Here is an 18,087-nt window from a genome sequence, read left to right on the forward strand (position 1 = left end):
AATCAGAAGTGGGGAATCACATTTTTAAAACGAAATCCTTGGGACTCCCAACATAATTGATTTTACCATTATTCAGTATAACCAACAAATCGGCGATGTAGAGAAACCTTTGAAGGATACGAGTGGATATGACAAAAGTTCGTTCTTCCTTCATCTTGAGGAACATGTCCATTATCTTCTCTAGGTTTTCATCGTCGAGGTGATCCAGCAGACAGTCCATCAAAATGATACGAGGTTTTTTCTGTTCGAGAATGAAAAGAAGGAGGGAAATCTTTTCGGCTGGAGAGAACACAGAAAGGGGTGTTTTTCGACCGCGAATAAGCATCCTCAGTATTCCAAGATCATCGAGTTTCTCGGAAAAATCCTCCAGAGAAATTTTCCTTTTCAGGGCAAGCTTAAGAAACTCATCGAATGTGTAGCGATTCATCGCATCGATGAAACTGGTATCAAGGTACAGAGCGTTTTTCCTGAGATAGATGTCGTCAAGATCCTGCACATTTTGATCGAACAAATAGACGGAACCACTTCTGGAAATCTCGTTGAATATTTCAACGTTCAATTTGACGATAGATCTGAGGAGAAAAGATTTTCCGGATCCTCTTGGGCCATAAAGGACGTTCATTCCTTCAACAAAGGAAACGGTTATATTCTCAAGTACACTTTTACCATCCACAGATATGGAAAAATTTTCAAACCTTATCGGAAACTTTTCGCTTTTCATCGTTATCTCTTTCTCTCTTCTCGTCAAGACCCAAACGTCTCTTTATTTCCCTGAGAGCACTTTCATCTCCATCGGTCATCAATTTGAGCAGATCTATCTGCGACAAAACACGGGGATTTCTGGATACTTTTTTCTCCAAGAGGCATCACCTCGTTTTTGATTCTAACCCCAAACCTTTAATTGGACTTGTATGGATCATTACAATTAGAACCCAGAAAATGTAATAAAACGTCTCCAGGGTTAAAATCTATCCTGGAGGTGATTGAATGCGAAATCCACCTTTCATCGTGGAATACGAACTGACACTGCGATGTAACTTCAGGTGCAAACACTGCTACTGCAAGGCTGGAAAGCCCCATCCTGAAGAGTTGAGCTTCGAAGAAATAAAGGAACTGATACTTGACATGAAAGAACTGGGCACCTGGGCTCTCGATATCATAGGTGGTGAACCTATTCTTCATCCTCAAATACTGGATATTCTCGCTTTTGGAAAAGAAGTTGGACAGCGTCTCATGATCAACACCAACGGATCGCTTGCCACCAAGGAAATGGTACAGAAAATAAAAAAGGCCAATCCCGACGTGCTTGTTGGTGTTTCTCTTGAAGGCCCAGAGCCCGAGACCAACGATTTTGTGAGAGGAATCGGAAACTTCGAAAGAGCTGTTCAGGGCATCAAAAACTTCGTGGATGAAGGTTTTCAGGTCACCATTTTGAACGTGATAAACAGGAGAAACTGGAGAAAGTTCGAAGATATGGTAAAACTCTCACTGGAACTGGGAGTTGACGCTCTGTATGTGGATAGGTTCATACCGGTCGGAAGGGGTTTGATCCACGCAAGAGAACTGGATATGAATCCCGAGGAGTGGAAAGTAGCTATAAAACACGTTCTTGGAGTGATAGAAAACTACAAAGACCGTCTGACATTCTACGTGGAAGAGTCTATATTGGGAAGGCCATGCACTGCCGGCATCACACACGCGTCGGTTCTGGTTGATGGCACGGTTGTTCCCTGCGGGCACTTCAGGTACAGAAAGGAATTCTACATGGGGAACGTGAGAGAAAAGAAATTCTCGGAAATCTGGCACGAATACACTCCCATTCCTTCTCCGGCTTCCTGCCAGCAGTGTCCTATCCTGAACGAATGCGGTGGTGGCTGCAAGGCTTACTACTTACTGAGAGGGCACGAAAAAGACGAGGCTATCTGTTCCCTGAACAAAGAGCGGTACAACATAAAGTAACTTAAATGAAACCCGATTGTCACCGCGTGTGCATAGAATATTTTTACCGACTGGTAAGTAAAAAATATGGAGGTGGTTGGATGGCAGTAGGTGGAATCAAAGGAATGATCTATCGTCAGGCGGGAAAACTCGTCGGTTCATTCGTTAAAAACGCTGAAGTGGAAACTCTTGGAAAGATCTTCGGTACTTTGAGCATGTTCACGAAGGAGCCCGCGAAGAGTGGCCTTCGAAAACTGGCTGACCTCGCCAAAGAAAGACATCCTATGGTGATGTCATGGGTGAACGTTTTCAAAAAAGCAAGTCCAAAATGTGTTGAAGGGGTTATAAACAACCTGATCATCAACGAGTTCGCCCTCGGAGAACCCATCAGGCAGGAAAAGATGCACGAGTACAAAACGGTGCTCCCAAAACTCCTCGTTTTGAGCCCCACATACGCCTGTAATCTGAACTGTGTTGGGTGCTACGCGGGACTTTACGGTAGAAAATACGAACTCTCTCACGATGAAGTCAGAGACATATTGAAACAAGCCAACGACCTGGGAATATACTTCTTCATCATCACCGGCGGTGAACCCTTCTTCTGGCCTCACCTGATGGACATATTCGAAGAGTTCAAAGACAGCTACTTCCTCGTTTACAGCAACGGAACTCTGATAAAAGAAGAAACCGCTAAGAAACTCGCAGAACTTGGAAATGTGACGGTCTCCATATCTGTTGAGGGATTTGAAACCGACACAGACTGGAGAAGAGGAAGGGGAATATTCAAGAGAGTCCTCGAAGCCTGGGAAAGACTCAGAAGACATGGTGTGATCTTCGGAGCTTCTGTGACGGCAACACGAATGAACCACGATACCATAATGAAAGATGAATTCTGGGACTTCCTCGAAGAACAGGGAGTTTCTTACGTGTGGGTTTACCAGTTCATGCCCGTGGGAATGAATCCAACGATGGACCTCGTTCCCACACCACAGCAGAGATACGAAAGATTCCACAAACTCGAACAGCTCAGACTCAGCGGAAGATTCGCTTTCGTTGCCGACTTCTGGAACCACGGGTTCCTCACCAATGGCTGTCTCGCAGCAGGTGCCAAGTACCTCCACATAAACGCGAAGGGTTACGTGGAACCCTGTGTCTTCCAGCAGTTCGCGGTGGACAGCATTCGCGAGAAAAAACTCATCGACATCTTGAGATCACCGTTCTTCGAAGCCTACAAGAGGATGATCCCCTACAGCGACAATCTCTTCAGACCGTGTCCGATAATTGACAACCCGAAAGTCTTCAGAGCCATGGTGAGAGCCTTCAACGCAAAACCACAGCATGAGGGATCCGAAAGGGTCATCACAGATCTCGCGCCCGAGCTGGACAAACTCGCAGCCGAGTGGAAGAAATACGCTGACAAACTCTGGTACGAAGAAGGTTACTCCGAGATCTATCCAGCCAACAGGGGAGTTTACAGCTACGAAGTGAGAATGAGGAGGTACGCAGACAAAGAAAAACTCCTCGCAGTGGATAAACGCTACAGGGACTGATGTGGAGGGATCGAATTGAGCTCCGAAACAAGAAGGAAAATCCTCGAAGCGGCGAGGAAGGCATTCTCAAAATACGGCTACGATGGAGTAAGTATGGAAGAAATCGCACGTGAGGCCGGTGTGAAGAAGGCCCTCATCTACTACTATTTTCCGAGCAAAGACAAACTCTTCGAAGAGGTCTGGAGAGAAGCACTCGAGGAGCTGGAGAGCCATCTTTTCGCCGTCACCGAAGAGACGAATTCTTACTTTGCGAAGATAAAGAAGTTTCTGAAGTCCTACGTTGATTTTGTCCTGAATAAAACCGTTTTGAATGAAATCATCGAGAAAGAAAAATCGACCGTCAGATTCGAAGAAGAAAAATGGTCGAAACTCAGAGAACGTTATGAAAGCTTCATAAAGCGAGTCGAAGAACTCATAGAAGAAGGGAAGAAACAAAACTACGTTTACAAAGATCTCGACTCCCGAGCCGCTGCGGAACTGATAGTCAACTCGTTCGGAGACGTTCCAAAGGATAAGAGACTGCTTCAAAACATCCAGGAAATGATACTCAGAGGACTGCTCAAGGTGAAAACAGAAGAGGGGCGTTAGCCCCTCTTCTTTTAATTTCAAAATCTTCTCTTTATTCCAAACTCTCGTTCTGCTTTCTGCACCATCTCTTCGAAGATTTTGTTCACCTCTTCGTCGGTCAAGGTTCTTTCTGAATGTCTGAACACCACATAGAAGGTAACACTCACCATATTTTCCGGGATCCCTTTACCCTCATAGATGTCGAACACTCCCACTTCCTCCACCAGATCTCCTCCGCTCTTTTTGAAAAGTTCGATGATCTTCACAGACTCGAATCCTTTCGGGAGCAGGAAGGAGATATCTCTTCTCACAGCGGGAAATCTCGGTGTGGGCCTGTAAGCGGGTCTCTTCGATGCGTATTTTCTCAGAAGTTCCATATCTATCTCGAAGAAGTAGGTATCCTCTTTCACATCGTACTCATCGAGGAGCTTTGGATCGACCATTCCAATGAAACCGATCTCCCTGTTTTCCACGTAGATACGAGCGGATCTGGTCGGAAACAATCCAGGTATCTCCGCGGCTCTGTATTCGATGTTCACACCGAGCCTGAAAAAGAGCTCATCGAGAACTCCCTTGATCGTGTAGAAGGACACGCTTCTTTTATCGGTGTAGTCTCCCGGATTTTCCAGTCCACAGCTCATGGCAGAGAGTGTCTCTATCTCCCTGAAGTTTCCATTCTCCTTGAAGTAAACCTTTCCAATCTCGAAGAGCTTCAGATCTCTGTTCTGCCTCTTGAAATTTTCAGCGAGCACCTGTATCAGGCTGTAAAATTGTGACGTCCTCATTACGTCCATATCTGAAGCGATTGGGTTGGAGAGAGCTATGGGTTCTCTGTCCACCAGAGGCCACTTTTTAACCTTCAGGGAGTCCACAAAGGAGAAGGTCACCACTTCATCGAATCCCATTCCTTTCATGAACTGAGAAATTTCCCTTCTGAAGAGCTGTTTCTCGCTCCAACCGCGGTTTATCGCGGGAACGCTTATCACTTTCGACTCGACTTTCTCGTACCCGTAAATCCTTCCTATCTCTTCTATTAGGTCTATCTCCCTTTCAACGTCCGGCCTGAAGGTGGGAACAAGGACTTCGTAACTGTCTCCTCTGTCCTCTACCTGGAATTCAAGTCGTCTGAGAATATCGCCCGGCTTTTCTACTTTCGTTCCCAGTATCTTTTCGATCCTGGCTTTTCTGAGCATCACCTTTTTGGGCTCTATCTTTCGAGGATAAACATCCCAGAATTTCCTGAGAACATAACCGCCGGCCAGCTTTTGAATCAATTCAGCGAGTCTCAAAGATACGAGCTCCACATCGTTTGGATCCACACCACGTTCGAACCTGTAAGAAGACTCAGAGTCGATTCCAAGTGCTTTGGCTGCCTTTCTTATCCTCACAGGATCGAAGTAAGCCACTTCCAGCACCAGATCTCTGGTGTCATCGTACACACCAGATTCCATTCCTCCCATGATTCCGCCAAGTGCGAGGACGTTCTCACCGTCCGTTATCAAGACCTCTCCGCCCTTCAGCTCGTACTCCTTTTCATCGAGCAACAGGACTCTTTCCCCACCCTTTGCGGATTTCACAACGATTCTTTTGTTTTTGAGCCTGTTCAGGTCGAACGCGTGAACGGGATGTCCCAGCTCGATCATCACGTAGTTCGTGGCATCGACCACGTTGTTCAGAGAACGAACTCCAGCCGCTACGAGTCTCGCCTTCATCCAGAGCGGTGAATCTTTCACGGTGACACCTTTCATTATTCGAGCAGAGTATCTGGGACAACCTTCCACGTCTTCTATCTTCACATCGAACTGAACATCTTCATCCACAAAAGAGACAATGGGTTGAGGCTTCTTCAAAGGCCTTCCGCTGAGGGCAGAAAGCTCCCTCGCAACACCAATAATCGAAAGACAATCAGGCCTGTTTGGAGTTATCTCTATGTCCAGGACTCTTTCGTTGAGTCCATATTTCTCTACCACGTTCACACCGAGTTCCACAGGTTCAGGGAAACGATAAACTCTGTCGGATTTTTCCTCAAGTCCCAATTCTTCAAGTGAGCAAAGCATACCCTCCGAGATAACCCCTTTGAACTCACGAGGCTCTATCTTGAAACCATTGTTCAGGGTTGCTCCTTCGAGAGCCAGTATGACGTAGTCTCCTTCGTTCACGGTTTTATCGGCTGTGACGACCGTGTAGATCCTTTTCCCGGTGTCTACTCTACACACGATGAGCTTTTCTGAGGCGGGATGATCAAACCTTTCTATCACCCTCGCTGTGATTATCTCTCCGGAAACGTTGAAAGGTCTCAGAATATCCTCCACACTCGTGCCAGAAAAAGTGAGTCTTTCCGCTATTTGCTCGATGTCCCAGTCGAGATCTACGAATTCTCTGAGCCAAGACTCGGGAACTCTCACCTCATCACACCCCCATCAGTAGCTACTGAGAAATCTCACGTCGTTTCTGACGAACTCTCTTATGTCTGTTATGCCGTACTTCAGCATGGCGATTCTTTCCACTCCCATTCCAAAAGCGTAACCCGTCCATTCTTCCGGATCGTATCCTACGTTCAAAAAGACGTTCGGATCGACCATGCCCGCTCCCAGAATCTCCAACCATCCGTACCCGGAAAGATAGACATCCACCTCAAAACTCGGTTCCGTGAACGGGAAAAAGCTCGGCCTCAAACGCACCTTCGCACCCTCGCCGAACATTCTTCGAGCGAACTCTTCGAGGGTGAATTTCAAATGAGCCACGCTGAGATCTCTATCTACGTGCAACCCTTCCACCTGGTGAAACATGGGAAGGTGCGTTGCATCGTAGTCTCTTCTGTAAACTTTTCCGGGTGATATGATCGCAATGGGAGGTTTTCTCTCGAGCATCGTTCTGATCTGGACGGGAGAAGTGTGGGTTCTGAGAAGGAGATCATCCGTTATGTAGAAAGAATCGTGTTCGTCCCTGGCTGGATGCCATTCCGGTGTGTTAAGTGCGTCGAAGTTGTGCCAGGTTGTTTCGATCTCCGGCCCTTCCACCACATCGAATCCCATCGATACAAAGATTCTCTCTATCTCTTCCATAACCTTCAGAACAGGGTGAGAATGTCCAAGTTTCCTCCTTGCCCCCGGTACTGTGACGTCTATTCTCATTTTTTCCATCTTTTCCTGTTCGAGTATCCTTTGGATTTGCTGTCTCTTTTCTTCGAAGAGTTTTTCTATCTTCTCTCTGAGTTCGTTCACTCTTTTACCATAGGCAGGCCTTTCTTCAGGTGGGAGATTTTTGAGGTTTTTCATCAAGCCAGTGATCTTGCCTTTCTTTCCGAGAAACTCTATCCTGAAACTTTCCAGCTCCTGAACGTTCGATATCTTCGATAATTTCTCGATGGCTTCCATTTCGACGGCTTTTATCTCCATCTCTCGTACCCCCTGTTCTGTTATACAAAAAAATGGCGGAGGCGGTGGGACTCGAACCCACAAGGGCCTCACGGCCCACCGGTTTTCGAGACCGGCTCCTTAGCCAGTTCGGACACGCCTCCGCGTCCTTACCATTTTCATATTTTATTTCATTTCGCCGCTAATTTCAATATTTCACAAACGTCTTCTCTCTCGAGCACTTTTATTCTTCCCAAACTCGCTCCTTTAGGTTTCAGATTCTTTTCCACAAGAAGCATGACGTTGTCCACGATCTTGTCTATGTCTTCTTCTGGGATTCCCGCATCTTTGAGGGACACAGGAGCTCCTACCTTCTTCAGCCAGTTTTTGAAAGCCTCTATCCCTTTCAGGATCAGTTCCTCGCCTTCACCTTCAAGTCCAAAGATCCTTTTTGCGAACCTTTCGAACTGCTTAGGATTATTTCTGTACACGTACTTCATCCAAGCTGGAAACACAATGGCGAGGCCTGCTCCGTGTGCGATGTCGTAGAGAGCGCTGAGGGAGTGCTCGATCCTGTGACAAGCCCACTCTCCGCCCCTTCTTCCAACCGCCATCGTTCCATTGAGAGCGATCGTTGCAGACCACGCGAGATTTGCCCTTGCTTCGTAGTCATCCGGTTTTTCTATCAACCTTTCTGTCATTTTCATGATCGTTCTGATAGTACCTTCCGCTATTTCGTTGGAGATCTCAGGACTGCTCCCATCGAAATAGTACTCGAGGATGTGTGAGATCGCATCCACCGCTCCATAAACTGTTTGTTCTTTTGGAAGAGTGAATTGAACAGAAGGATCGATTATGGATACTTTTGGATAGAGAGCCTTCGAACTCACTCCATATTTTTCCTTCGTTTTCTCGTTCGTTATAACAGCGTTACCGTTCATCTCCGTTCCCGTAGCCGAAATTGTTAGCACATCGAAAATAGGAAGGGCTTTCTCGATCTGGTATTTACCGATAAAAGCATCCCATATGTCGCCCTCGTATAGGGCACCAGCCGCTACTGCTTTTGCAGAATCCACAACGCTTCCTCCACCAACACCAAGAACAGCCTCCACCTTTTCTTTTTTCGCCACCTCGACGGCTTCGTGGACCTTGGAAAGGACTGGATTCGGCTTGACACCAGATACTTCTACCCACTCTATTCCGTGCTTTTTCAGTGAATCGACAACCTGATCATAAACGCCATTTTTCTTTATCGATCCACCACCGTATAGGAACAGCATCTTTCTGATTCCCGCGTTCTTTATCTCTTCTCCTATTTTTGGAATCGTTCCTCTTCCAAAGACGATCTTCGTGGGATTGTGGAAGACGAAGTTCTTCATCGATTACCACCTCCTCATTTCGATTGTATCATGATGGCTCAATCTCTATCTGGAAGGATCAGATTCAGGAAGATACCGACGAGGGCGGCAAGCCCTATTCCTTTCAGCTCCACCCTTCCTACTTTCAAAACAGCTCCACCGATACCAACAGTGAGCATCAAAGCGGTGATCATGAGGTTTCTTGGCTTAGAGAAATCCACCTCTGCGTTCACCATGGTTCTCACACCGACGGAGGTGATCATACCGAAGAGGATGAGACTCACTCCTCCCATCACCGCCTGAGGGATTGTCTGGAGGATAGCCCCGAACTTCGACACAAAGGCGGCGAATATGGCCACAAGGGCTGCTCCTCTGAGAACGGAAGGATCGTACACCCTCGTGAGGGCCAGCACTCCCGTGTTTTCACTGTAAGTGGTGTTCGCAGGACCTCCAAGAAGACCGGCCACAGCCGTTGCGAGTCCATCACCGAGGAGTGTTCTGTGAAGACCGGGCTTGTCGAAGAAATTCTTACCGACAACCGCCCCGTTGGTGGTGATGTCTCCAAGATGCTCCATGAAGGTAGCGAGGGTCACCGGGACGATCATGAATATCGCTCCGTAGTCGAACTTCGGAAGCATTACTTTTGGTACGCTGAAGAGAGGTGTGCTCACTATCACACTGGTATCGATCTTTCCCATGAAGAGTCCTGCTACGTATCCAACAACGACTCCTGTGATCACTGGGACCATGCTGAAGAAGCCTCTCGTCATGGTTGAAACGAAAACGACAGTGGCTATGACGATGAGGGCAAGCGGCCAATCACTCGATGCCATCTGGATGGCAACGGGGCTGAGCGTGAGCCCTATCACCATGATCATACTTCCGGTGACAACGGGAGGGAGAATCTTTTTCACCTTTTCCGGACCAACTGCCTTCACTATCAAAGCGTACAAAACATAGAACAGACCCGCCACGAATATTCCGCCCGTCGCGTAGGCGAGATCTCCATAGATCTCTTTCACTGCCAGAATCGGAGCGATGAAGGCAAAGCTCGACCCAAGAAAGACTGGTACAATCCCGCCTGTTACAAAATGGAAGATGAGCGTGCCGATTCCCGCGGTGAGAAGCGCTACAAGAGGATCGAGCCCCGTGATGAGAGGGACCAGAACGGTGGCACCGAACATGGCAACGAAGTGCTGAAGTGCCAGCAGGAACCATCTCCATCCACTGACCTTGGTAACCGCTCCTTCGAACTCCATGGGAACACCTCCTGACATTTAAAAATAAAGGCTCTTTGAATCAAAGAGCCTTCAGTTTCTGTTTTTCAATTTTTCTCTCAAAACGAAAAAGACGAACTTTGAAACCTGCACCGGTACCTTTCTTTTACTCAAAGGAGACTGGAAAAACCTGTAAAGCCACTCCAGGTTCATCCTCTGAACCCATTCCGGTGCGCGTTTCTTTTTGCCCGATACGACGTCTATGGATCCTCCAACACCCATGGCGAGCTTCACGTTCAGCTGTGGAAAGTTCCTATATATCCACTCCTCCTGACGGGGAACACCCATCCCGACAAAGAGAAGATCGGTTGAACTTCTGTTTATATCTTCAACGATTTTCGGTGATTCTTTTTCGGAGAAGAAACCGTCGTGACAGCCCACAACTCTCACACCCGATCTCTCCAGTACTTGTTTTGCCTTCTCAACGATTTCCCTTTTCGTTCCGAGAAGATACACCTTCCAGCCTTTTTCTTTCGATCTTTCACAGAGGTGTTTCATGATCTCTATTCCAGGCAACCTTTCAGTCGTCTCCCCTGTGAGAGTTTTCATAGCCCAGACAACACCGAAACCATCGGGTACAACGAGGTCCGCAGAGTTCACGATAGCTCTATATCCTGCATCTTCTATGGCTTTCAAAAGAATCGAAGCGTTCATGGTGACAACGAAGGTTTTAATGTCTTTCTCTATCCTCTCCTCGATCGCGTTCAGGAATTCCCGCCTTGTCCCCGATAGAACTTTCGTTCCGAAAAGTTCGATCTCTTTCACCCCGTTTTCCTCCAAAAAAAAGCGGAGGGAAGACCTCCGCTTTCTGCTGGTGCCGAGGGCGGGACTTGAACCCGCACGGGGAAACCCCCACATGATCCTGAGTCATGCGCGTCTGCCAGTTCCGCCACCTCGGCACTCCTCTCCGTTCAGATAGTTTAACATCTTCTTCCATGAGCGTCAAGAGTTTTTCTTCTTTTCCAGTATCATCGGCTGAACGATCAGCGTGAAAACGGCCCCAACACCTATTCCGAGCATCATAAGCAGAGATATGTTTTTAAAGAGTGCGAGTTCAGAGAAGAGAAGAACAGCGAATCCCGAGATCAAACCCAGCGCGTTTGTGAGAACAGATGGTCCCACGTTCTTGACCACAAGGTACGGATCTCTCAGTCTCCTCTCTTCTGAAGCAATGTGAATGGAATAGTCTATCACAAGACCCATGAGGATACCGGAAGTGATCGACGTGGAAACATCCAGACTGATGCCAAAGAGGGCCATGAACAGGAAGTTGAACACCGTTGTGAAAGCGATTGGTATCATCACACTCAGTGTAGTGAGCGGTCTTCGGAATATGATGAAGACCATAACAAAGATCAGGATGGACGCAAGAACGATGCTCTGTATCTGTGATTTCATGATGCTTTCGTTGATATCGTTCCAGATCAGAACGGATCCCGCCACGTAGTGTGACCATCCCGTTTCGCTGACTACTTCGTTGATCAGATCTACCACTTTCTTCACATGCTCGTATCCTTCCGGAGTGAGGTTGACGATCAACCTTATCCTGTTTCTGTCTCCAACGAAAGTTTTGAGAAACGGGTTCGTTCTGGAGAGCGTGTACATTATCGGAACGGGAATGTCCACAGGAAACACCACACTGGAGACGTACTCGCTCTTTTCTATCTTTTCGATCAGCTCTTTCAAAATTTTGGAATCTGTTCCAACGAACGGAACATTTTTTTCCAGCACCAGATAGATCGGCTCTCTCGTGTTGAACTTTTTCACGATGAGGTCGTAAGCCTTTCTGAGTTCGGAATCCCTCTCAAAATAGGACACCATATCTGAACCCACCTGTACTCTTTTGAGCAGAAACGGTGAAAGAGCCGCCATCACCAGGAAAACAACGAGGACGATCAAAGCGATCTTTCTTCCCACGTACTTCATTCCAAAGCTCCTTGGAGTTCTCTTTGGAGTGTAGTTTCTGAAGATCTCCACACCTGATGTGAATATCACAAGCACCACAACAGCGAGTCCGGAAGAAACCAGAATTCCGAGTTCTCTGAACGCCCTTATATCGATGAAGACGAAAGACATGAATCCCGCTGCAGTGGTGAGCATCGAAAAGAGTATGGGTTTGAAGATGTGCTTTACCGCCTCTCTTTTATCACTGAACCTGAACAGCGCGTTGTAGAAGTGAAGCCCGTACGCAGAGCCGATGATGAGGAGGAAGGTGATGGTCATCACGGTCATGGTGTTGAGGCTCTTTCCCATAGCGAAAAACACAGCGAATACGAAAAACGTGGACAGCACAGGAACTATCAAAGAAAAGAGCGCTGCTCTGAAGGATCTCAACTGATAATAGAAGAGAAGAAAAATCACAAGAAACATGAAGACAGGATAAACAAAAGTCTGCTTCACCAGTTCTTTGAAAAGAGCGCTGTCTATCACCGGTTCACCAAAGAGGTAATTTTTCTCGAAGTAGCTGGACACGAGCCTTTTTATCTCGGGTATTTTGTCCCTTGCATTGACACCTTCTTTGAATATCACGTTCAGAAGCGCGTACTTCCCATCTTCTGTGATGAAACTCTTCGCATTCGGGTCGTTCAATACGTCTTTTGAAATCTTCTCATCTTTGAAGTAATAGTCCATTCTGAAACCAGAAAGCTTTGGAAGGTTCACGGGACTCATAACACTCGAGATGTCTTCTCTTTCCTCCAGAGCTCTGTGGAGTTCGTACAGAGTCCTTGCGTCTTCGAAGAAGTTCTTATCGCTTTCGACAACGATCACAATCGAAGAACTACCGCCGAACTCCTTGTTTACACGAAAGAGGTTTTTCACGTTTTCGTTCGTAGTCTTTTCGGGATCTCCATTGTAACCTGGAAGGAACACCTCAGGGCCGGTCTCTATCTTTCCAAGGGAGAAAACAACAAGAAACGAAAGAAAAACCAGCACCACGTATGTTGTGGTGAAAAGGTACCTTCTCATGCTACCTTCCCTCCCTCGACAGAGCTTCCACCATTCGATTGAATCCTTCGCTCACCACTTTGAAGTCTTCCTCGGAAAATTTCTCAAGAACACTTTTCAAAAGACTTTCGAAGTTCGAAAGAATCTCTCCGAAGATTTCCTTTCCCTTTTCGGTCAAGACCACCCGGTACGTCCTTCTATCAACGGGGTCCATCTCTCTGACGACCAGGCCTCTTTTCTCCAAAGAATCCACCACGTTCGTTACGTTGCTCTTCGTTGTGGAGAGAAACTCCGCTATCTCTTTCATCTTTTTTGGGCCGAAGAGAGCCACGTAGAGGAACGCGTAGAGCTCCGTTGTTTTCATGTCAGAGATCTCTTCGTTCGATGGAAGATAACTGGAAAACCTCATCACCAGCGAAAAGAGTGTTTTGAATATCTCCAGAGCATCCATGTCTTCACCTCCCATTTTTTGACAGTTCAATTATAGAACAGTTCAATTATTTTACCAAATGGTTCGTTTCCAAAATCAACAAAGGGAAAGGACTCGTTTTTGGATGTTAATTAGTTAAGACAAAGATTTTTGCAAGATTTGTAAATTCTTTCATAAACTTGCGCACTAATTGAACTTTTGGTATAATTCCAAGAGAACATCTTTCAAAAGGGGGGATTAAGATGAAGAAAATTTTCTTGTCTCTTTCGATAGCCGCAATCCTGCTTTTCACTATGGGAACCAGCTGTGAATCGAGGGTTCAAGTACCTGTGCCTTTCCCGGAGGTGAAGGTGGAAACACCTAAGGTGGATCTTGGATTCAAAGTGGTGAAACCAACCGGAACAGAGGATTTCTTTGAAGATTTCGAATCCTATGGTCAGGGCCAGGTTGCTCCGTTCGGTCCCTGGAAAGTCTTGGAAGAAAGTCCTCACGTTGAAGAAGGAGTCCAACCTGATAAAACTATCGGAAAGATATTGAGAGTGGAGGGAAATCAGGGAATCTTCACACCTGGGGAGTGGACAAATTTTATCCTCGAGTGTAACCTGAGGCTCAACGGAATTCTTGCAGACGGGATAGTTCTATTCAGGTTATCCGATGATGCAAAAAAGGGGTTCTATGTTAACATCAATCTCTTTGGTGCTTCACTGCACAAATTTGCGGGGAGTATCGATATGAAGATTGCTGAGAACACAAGTGTTAAAGCCAGTGAGGACGTGTGGCACTACCTAAAGTTGGTGGTCAACGGACAGAACATAAAGGTGTATCTGGATGGAAAGAAAATTATAGATGTTCAAGATCCGGATGTATTCCCTGGAGGAATTGGGTTTGCAAGAGCTGAGGATACAGCTTTCTACGACAATGTAAGGGTTGAAACTCTCATTGAATAAATGAATGTAGAGTTTCTTCATATTTGTTTCTTTTCATCCATTTCATCATCTTCCTGAAGTGAAATCCAGCTGTCATTTCACCCACCACTTGTTCCAGAAAACGTGAGACTCTCTGTGTATCTTCAGAGAGTCCTTCAACTATCTGATCATCTCACCAAATAGTTCACTTTCCGAACCATCAGGTGTAAAATAGATACCGGTGATGAAGATGAAATATTCACTCTTGAAGAGTTACCTTCCAAAGGAAGAAGTACCGGAGATCAGAAAGGAACTCATAAAATTGGCACTTCCTGCCATGGGAGAAAACGTGCTCCAGATGCTCTTTGGAATGGCAGACACCGCCTTTTTGGGACATTACTCATGGAAAGCGATGAGCGGTGTGGGACTCTCCAACCAGGTATTCTGGGTGGTTCAGGTCGTTCTGATCGCCGCCAGTATGGGAGCCACCGTCACGATAGCGAACGCCATCGGAGCGGGCAACAGGAAAGCTGTGAGGTCCCTTGCCTGGAACAGTGTCTTTCTCGCCATATTCACGGGTGTTATTCTCACCGCCCTCACACCGCTCTCCGATGTGTTGATAAACATCTTTCCGAATCTGGAAGGAGAAATAGAATCATCCGCGAAGGAGTATCTGAAAGTCATCCTTTCCGGTTCCATGGGCTTTTCCATCATGGCCGTGTTCTCTGCGATACTCAGGGGTGCTGGTGACACAAAAACGCCGATGATCGTCACCGGCCTCACAAACTTTTTGAACATCTTCCTCGATTACGCCATGATCTTTGGAAAGTTCGGATTCCCGGAGATGGGGGTCAGAGGAGCAGCAGTTGCGACGATCCTATCAAGATTCGTGGGAGCAGCGATCCTCACGTACGTGATATTCAAAAGAGAGGAGTTCCAGCTCAGAAAAGGGTTTGTTCCTCCCAAGTGGTCCAGTCAAAAAGAAATTCTCCGTGTTGGATTTCCAACTGCCATAGAGAACTTCGTTTTTTCCACAGGTGTTTTGATGTTTGCGAACATCCTGCTCATCGCAGGAGCTGAAGCGTACGCTGGACACAGAATAGGTATAAACGTCGAGTCTCTATCTTTCATGCCCGCGTTCGGAATCTCGGTCGCTATCACCACACTGGTTGGAAGGTACAACGGAATGGGAAACAAGGAACACGTTCTTGGAGTCATTCGACAGGGATGGATCCTGAGTCTTCTGTTTCAGGTGACGGTTGGTATTATAATCTTTCTTTTTCCAGAGCCACTGATACGCATCTTCACCAGCGACCCACAGATAATAGAGATCTCAAAACTCCCCGTCAAGATAATTGGACTCTTCCAATTTTTCCTCGCAATAGATTCAACCATGAACGGTGCCCTCAGGGGGACGGGAAACACCCTTCCACCGATGATCATCACCTTCATCTCCATCTGGACCGTGAGGCTTCCCGTCGCCTTCGTGATGGTGAAGTACTTCCAGCTTGGGCTTCTCGGTGCCTGGATCGGAATGATCGCAGACATCATCTTTCGAAGTACACTGAAGCTCCTCTTCTTCCTCTCCGGCAAGTGGGAAAAGAGAGCCGTCCTCACACGGGAGAGAGTGAAAGAGTTGGGATAATTCATTCATCTGGATCGAAAAACTACCTCACCCTCTTTGATCGTCATCACAACGTTCAAATCTTCATCGAGGAGAACAAGATCCGCCCTCGTTCCTTCGGCTATTCTTCCTCTGTCATCCAGTCCCAGTTCAACACAGCTGTTGTACGAGGAAACCTTCGCAAGTTCTGTAAGAGAACACCCCGTGAACTTTCTGAAGTTCTTCACGGCCTGCGAGAAAAGGAGCGTGCTTCCCGCGAGCGTACCATCTTCCAGCCTTGGAACACCGTTTTTCACCTTAACCACAAGATCTCCCAGGGTGGTCGCTCCGTCTTTGAGACCCGCCGCAGATATAGAATCTGTGACCAGAACGATTCCGTTCGCTTTTTTCACTTTGTAGACGAGCTTCACCATCTCTCTGGAGAGATGCACCCCGTCGCAGATGAGCTCCAGCTTCACATCGTCCAGCAAAAGCCCCGCTCCCGTGATTCCTATCTCCCTGTGATGAAGAGGTTTCAATCCGTTCGGAAAATGTGTGATTCTCTTGACACCCTCTTTGTAGAATTTCATGAACTCCTCAAAAGTTGCAATGGAGTGTCCCGCAGAGAGAACGATGTCTCTTTCCACAAGTTTCAAAAGAAGTTCGGAGCTTTCTATCTCAGGTGCGAAGGTGAGCATCTTTGTCGGAAAATCGATCTCCCTCAGTTCTCTCTCCGAAGGTGGTCTTATGTGTTCCTCTGAGTGTGCCCCTTTCTTCTCTTTCGAGATGTACGGTCCCTCCAGATGAACACCCAGCAGCGACGTTGACGGGTTTTCAAGGATATATTCTCCTGCCTTCGCCAGAATTTCTTTCATTTTTTCGAGCGAAGTGGAAACAGTTGTGGCAAGGAACGTGGTGACTCCCTGAGAGTAGAGAAATTCTTCCATTTCAGAGAAGTCGCAGTTCATGGTGTCCGCACCCATCACACCATGGATGTGCGGATCAACAAACCCGGGCATGAGAACACCCCGTGGAATGCATTCTCTCTTCTCAATCTTCACGATTTTTCCCTCTTCCATCTCCACGTCCCCGGTGAACTCTCCATCGATGGGATCAACGATCAGAACTTTCTCAACAACCATAGAATGCACCTCACAGAACAACGGTCTTTTCCAGATGGGGCGGCTTGTCTGGTGAGATACCCCGGGAAACCGCCTTCTGGTACCCGAGAATCTGAGCGGGAACAGTTCTCAAAAAGGCAGATCTCCAGTCGTTGCTCACCGGGATATCTCCACCTTCCCCCACTTCCAGAACGGTGGCACCGAGTGACTCGAGTTCTTTTCTCAAGCGCTTCTCCTGTTCATCCATTCCCGACACTTTTTGCATGAAAACGAGGGTGCCTTTTTTCACCAGAGCCTTTGGACCGTGTCTGTATTCGAACGTTGAATACGCCTCCGAGAAAGTGAGCGACATCTCGACACATTTTAAAGCCGATTCAAGGCTAACTCCAAAAAACTCTGACATGCCAAGAAACACGAAGTGATCGTGTTCTTTCAGATCGATCTTTTCAATCACTTTCCAGGAGATATCGAAGAACTCGGGCGAATACCCAACGAGTTCTGAGAACCTCTCCGTTGAATTTCCGGCTATCTTGTCCGCAAGAAACATCAAAGAGAGCAGGATCATACTGAAAGACTTCGTCATCACGATCGCTTCTTCTCGTACGGGAAACACGAGTGGAAGATCACTCTCTTTTGCGAGTCTCGATTCTTCTTCTATGGTGATTCCTATCGTTCTGTGGTTTTGTCTCTTCAGAACATCGTTTGCGAGAAGTACCTCCGTTGTGTTCCCGGTCCGCGAGAAGAGAAAGGCCAGTCCTTTCTCTTTGAGATCTGGAACCTTCTGGAAAGCCACTTCACCTGCTGGAATCGCCTTCGTTCTTATCTTTAACACTCTCTCAAAATAATTGGAGATGGTGAGAGCGAGGTTGTACGAACTCCCACATCCCACAAAGAGCACTTCATCGGTCAGATTCTTCTGTATTTCACTGAATATTTCCGTTTTTTCCAGATTCAGAACAAAATTCCCAAAGAACTCCTTCAACTCGTTTTTCTGGTCTGTGATCTCTTTCAGCGTTTTGCTCATAATCTTCCCTCC

At 47.0% G+C, this 18,087-nt stretch carries 16 protein-coding genes and 2 tRNA genes; 5 read left to right on the plus strand and 13 right to left on the minus strand.

What is annotated here, in order from left to right; genetic code table 11:
• Window positions 1-16: 16 nt before the first annotated feature.
• Together CELL2_RS00505 and CELL2_RS09200 are read right to left on the minus strand one after the other, a co-directional pair.
• Window positions 17-748: an ATP-binding cassette domain-containing protein gene (locus CELL2_RS00505; RefSeq protein WP_235231244.1), complete on the minus strand. Its 732-nt coding sequence runs from the start codon at window positions 746-748 to the stop codon at window positions 17-19.
• A complete protein-coding gene (locus CELL2_RS09200; protein ID WP_011942804.1) occupies window positions 690-860 on the minus strand; it encodes a hypothetical protein in 171 nt (56 codons plus the stop codon). Before CELL2_RS09200 ends, CELL2_RS00505 begins: the two co-directional genes overlap by 59 nt.
• A 127-nt stretch (window positions 861-987) precedes the next feature.
• On the opposite strand from CELL2_RS09200, the gene CELL2_RS00510 reads away from it, so the two are divergent.
• The 3 genes from CELL2_RS00510 (at window position 988) to CELL2_RS00520 (ending at window position 4,076) form a co-directional block, all read left to right on the plus strand.
• Window positions 988-1,959, plus strand: a complete 972-nt coding sequence (locus CELL2_RS00510) for a radical SAM/SPASM domain-containing protein (RefSeq protein ID WP_038033974.1) — start codon at window positions 988-990, stop codon at window positions 1,957-1,959.
• 80 nt (window positions 1,960-2,039) lie between these two features.
• Window positions 2,040-3,488: a radical SAM protein gene (locus CELL2_RS00515; RefSeq protein ID WP_012310324.1), complete on the plus strand. Its 1,449-nt coding sequence runs from the start codon at window positions 2,040-2,042 to the stop codon at window positions 3,486-3,488.
• Window positions 3,489-3,503: 15 nt separating this feature from the next.
• Window positions 3,504-4,076: a TetR/AcrR family transcriptional regulator gene (locus CELL2_RS00520; protein WP_012310325.1), complete on the plus strand. Its 573-nt coding sequence runs from the start codon at window positions 3,504-3,506 to the stop codon at window positions 4,074-4,076.
• 17 nt (window positions 4,077-4,093) lie between these two features.
• Here the strand turns inward: CELL2_RS00520 and pheT are convergent, their stop codons facing one another.
• The 9 genes from pheT to CELL2_RS00565 form a co-directional block, all read right to left on the minus strand.
• Window positions 4,094-6,460 carry a phenylalanine--tRNA ligase subunit beta gene (gene pheT, locus CELL2_RS00525; protein ID WP_038033971.1) on the minus strand — a complete coding sequence of 789 codons (2,367 nt, stop codon included), beginning with the start codon at window positions 6,458-6,460 and terminating at the stop codon, window positions 4,094-4,096.
• Between the two features lie 15 nt (window positions 6,461-6,475).
• Window positions 6,476-7,453 (minus strand): phenylalanine--tRNA ligase subunit alpha, encoded by a 978-nt coding sequence (pheS, locus tag CELL2_RS00530; RefSeq protein ID WP_012895826.1) that lies wholly within the window; start codon window positions 7,451-7,453, stop codon window positions 6,476-6,478.
• 33 nt (window positions 7,454-7,486) lie between these two features.
• A tRNA-Ser gene (locus CELL2_RS00535) sits at window positions 7,487-7,575 on the minus strand.
• Window positions 7,576-7,602: 27 nt separating this feature from the next.
• Complete coding sequence (locus CELL2_RS00540; RefSeq protein WP_012895827.1) at window positions 7,603-8,790, minus strand: iron-containing alcohol dehydrogenase; 1,188 nt, start codon at window positions 8,788-8,790, stop codon at window positions 7,603-7,605.
• Window positions 8,791-8,828: 38 nt separating this feature from the next.
• Window positions 8,829-10,028 (minus strand): uracil-xanthine permease family protein, encoded by a 1,200-nt coding sequence (locus tag CELL2_RS00545; protein ID WP_004080841.1) that lies wholly within the window; start codon window positions 10,026-10,028, stop codon window positions 8,829-8,831.
• Window positions 10,029-10,079: 51 nt separating this feature from the next.
• Complete coding sequence (locus CELL2_RS00550) at window positions 10,080-10,811, minus strand: WecB/TagA/CpsF family glycosyltransferase (RefSeq protein ID WP_011942811.1); 732 nt, start codon at window positions 10,809-10,811, stop codon at window positions 10,080-10,082.
• 47 nt (window positions 10,812-10,858) lie between these two features.
• Window positions 10,859-10,945, minus strand: a tRNA-Leu gene (locus tag CELL2_RS00555).
• Window positions 10,946-10,988: 43 nt separating this feature from the next.
• Window positions 10,989-13,013: an RND family transporter gene (locus CELL2_RS00560; RefSeq protein WP_038033968.1), complete on the minus strand. Its 2,025-nt coding sequence runs from the start codon at window positions 13,011-13,013 to the stop codon at window positions 10,989-10,991.
• A 1-nt stretch (window position 13,014) separates the two neighbouring features.
• Window positions 13,015-13,443 carry a MarR family winged helix-turn-helix transcriptional regulator gene (locus CELL2_RS00565; protein ID WP_004080846.1) on the minus strand — a complete coding sequence of 143 codons (429 nt, stop codon included), beginning with the start codon at window positions 13,441-13,443 and terminating at the stop codon, window positions 13,015-13,017.
• Between the two features lie 344 nt (window positions 13,444-13,787).
• Between CELL2_RS00565 and CELL2_RS00570 the strand changes: the two genes are divergently transcribed.
• On the plus strand, window positions 13,788-14,369 hold the full coding sequence (locus CELL2_RS00570; RefSeq protein WP_235231245.1) for a DUF1080 domain-containing protein: 582 nt from the start codon (window positions 13,788-13,790) through the stop codon (window positions 14,367-14,369).
• 208 nt (window positions 14,370-14,577) lie between these two features.
• Window positions 14,578-15,972 (plus strand): MATE family efflux transporter, encoded by a 1,395-nt coding sequence (locus CELL2_RS00575; protein WP_038033966.1) that lies wholly within the window; start codon window positions 14,578-14,580, stop codon window positions 15,970-15,972.
• A gap of 5 nt (window positions 15,973-15,977) precedes the next feature.
• Here the strand turns inward: CELL2_RS00575 and nagA are convergent, their stop codons facing one another.
• Both nagA and CELL2_RS00585 read right to left on the minus strand, forming a co-directional pair.
• Entirely contained in the window at window positions 15,978-17,072 is a 1,095-nt protein-coding gene (gene nagA / locus CELL2_RS00580; protein WP_038033964.1) for an N-acetylglucosamine-6-phosphate deacetylase, read from the minus strand.
• A 10-nt stretch (window positions 17,073-17,082) separates the two neighbouring features.
• Window positions 17,083-18,075 (minus strand): SIS domain-containing protein, encoded by a 993-nt coding sequence (locus CELL2_RS00585; protein ID WP_038033962.1) that lies wholly within the window; start codon window positions 18,073-18,075, stop codon window positions 17,083-17,085.
• Window positions 18,076-18,087 lie beyond the last annotated feature (12 nt).

It is taken from the genome of Thermotoga sp. Cell2, from assembly GCF_000789375.1.
Classification (GTDB): domain Bacteria; phylum Thermotogota; class Thermotogae; order Thermotogales; family Thermotogaceae; genus Thermotoga; species Thermotoga petrophila.

Bases quoted from the DNA above. Each gene is read 5' to 3' on its own strand.
- CELL2_RS00510 (WP_038033974.1), top strand. From the start codon at position 988: ATGCGAAATCCACCTTTCATCGTGGAATACGAACTGACACTGCGATGT.
- CELL2_RS00515 (WP_012310324.1), top strand. From the start codon at position 2,040: ATGGCAGTAGGTGGAATCAAAGGAATGATCTATCGTCAGGCGGGAAAA.
- pheS (WP_012895826.1), bottom strand. From the start codon at position 7,453: ATGGAGATAAAAGCCGTCGAAATGGAAGCCATCGAGAAATTATCGAAG.
- CELL2_RS00540 (WP_012895827.1), bottom strand. From the start codon at position 8,790: ATGAAGAACTTCGTCTTCCACAATCCCACGAAGATCGTCTTTGGAAGA.
- CELL2_RS00545 (WP_004080841.1), bottom strand. From the start codon at position 10,028: ATGGAGTTCGAAGGAGCGGTTACCAAGGTCAGTGGATGGAGATGGTTC.
- CELL2_RS00560 (WP_038033968.1), bottom strand. From the start codon at position 13,013: ATGAGAAGGTACCTTTTCACCACAACATACGTGGTGCTGGTTTTTCTT.
- CELL2_RS00565 (WP_004080846.1), bottom strand. From the start codon at position 13,443: ATGGATGCTCTGGAGATATTCAAAACACTCTTTTCGCTGGTGATGAGG.
- CELL2_RS00575 (WP_038033966.1), top strand. From the start codon at position 14,578: ATGAAATATTCACTCTTGAAGAGTTACCTTCCAAAGGAAGAAGTACCG.
- nagA (WP_038033964.1), bottom strand. From the start codon at position 17,072: ATGGTTGTTGAGAAAGTTCTGATCGTTGATCCCATCGATGGAGAGTTC.
- CELL2_RS00585 (WP_038033962.1), bottom strand. From the start codon at position 18,075: ATGAGCAAAACGCTGAAAGAGATCACAGACCAGAAAAACGAGTTGAAG.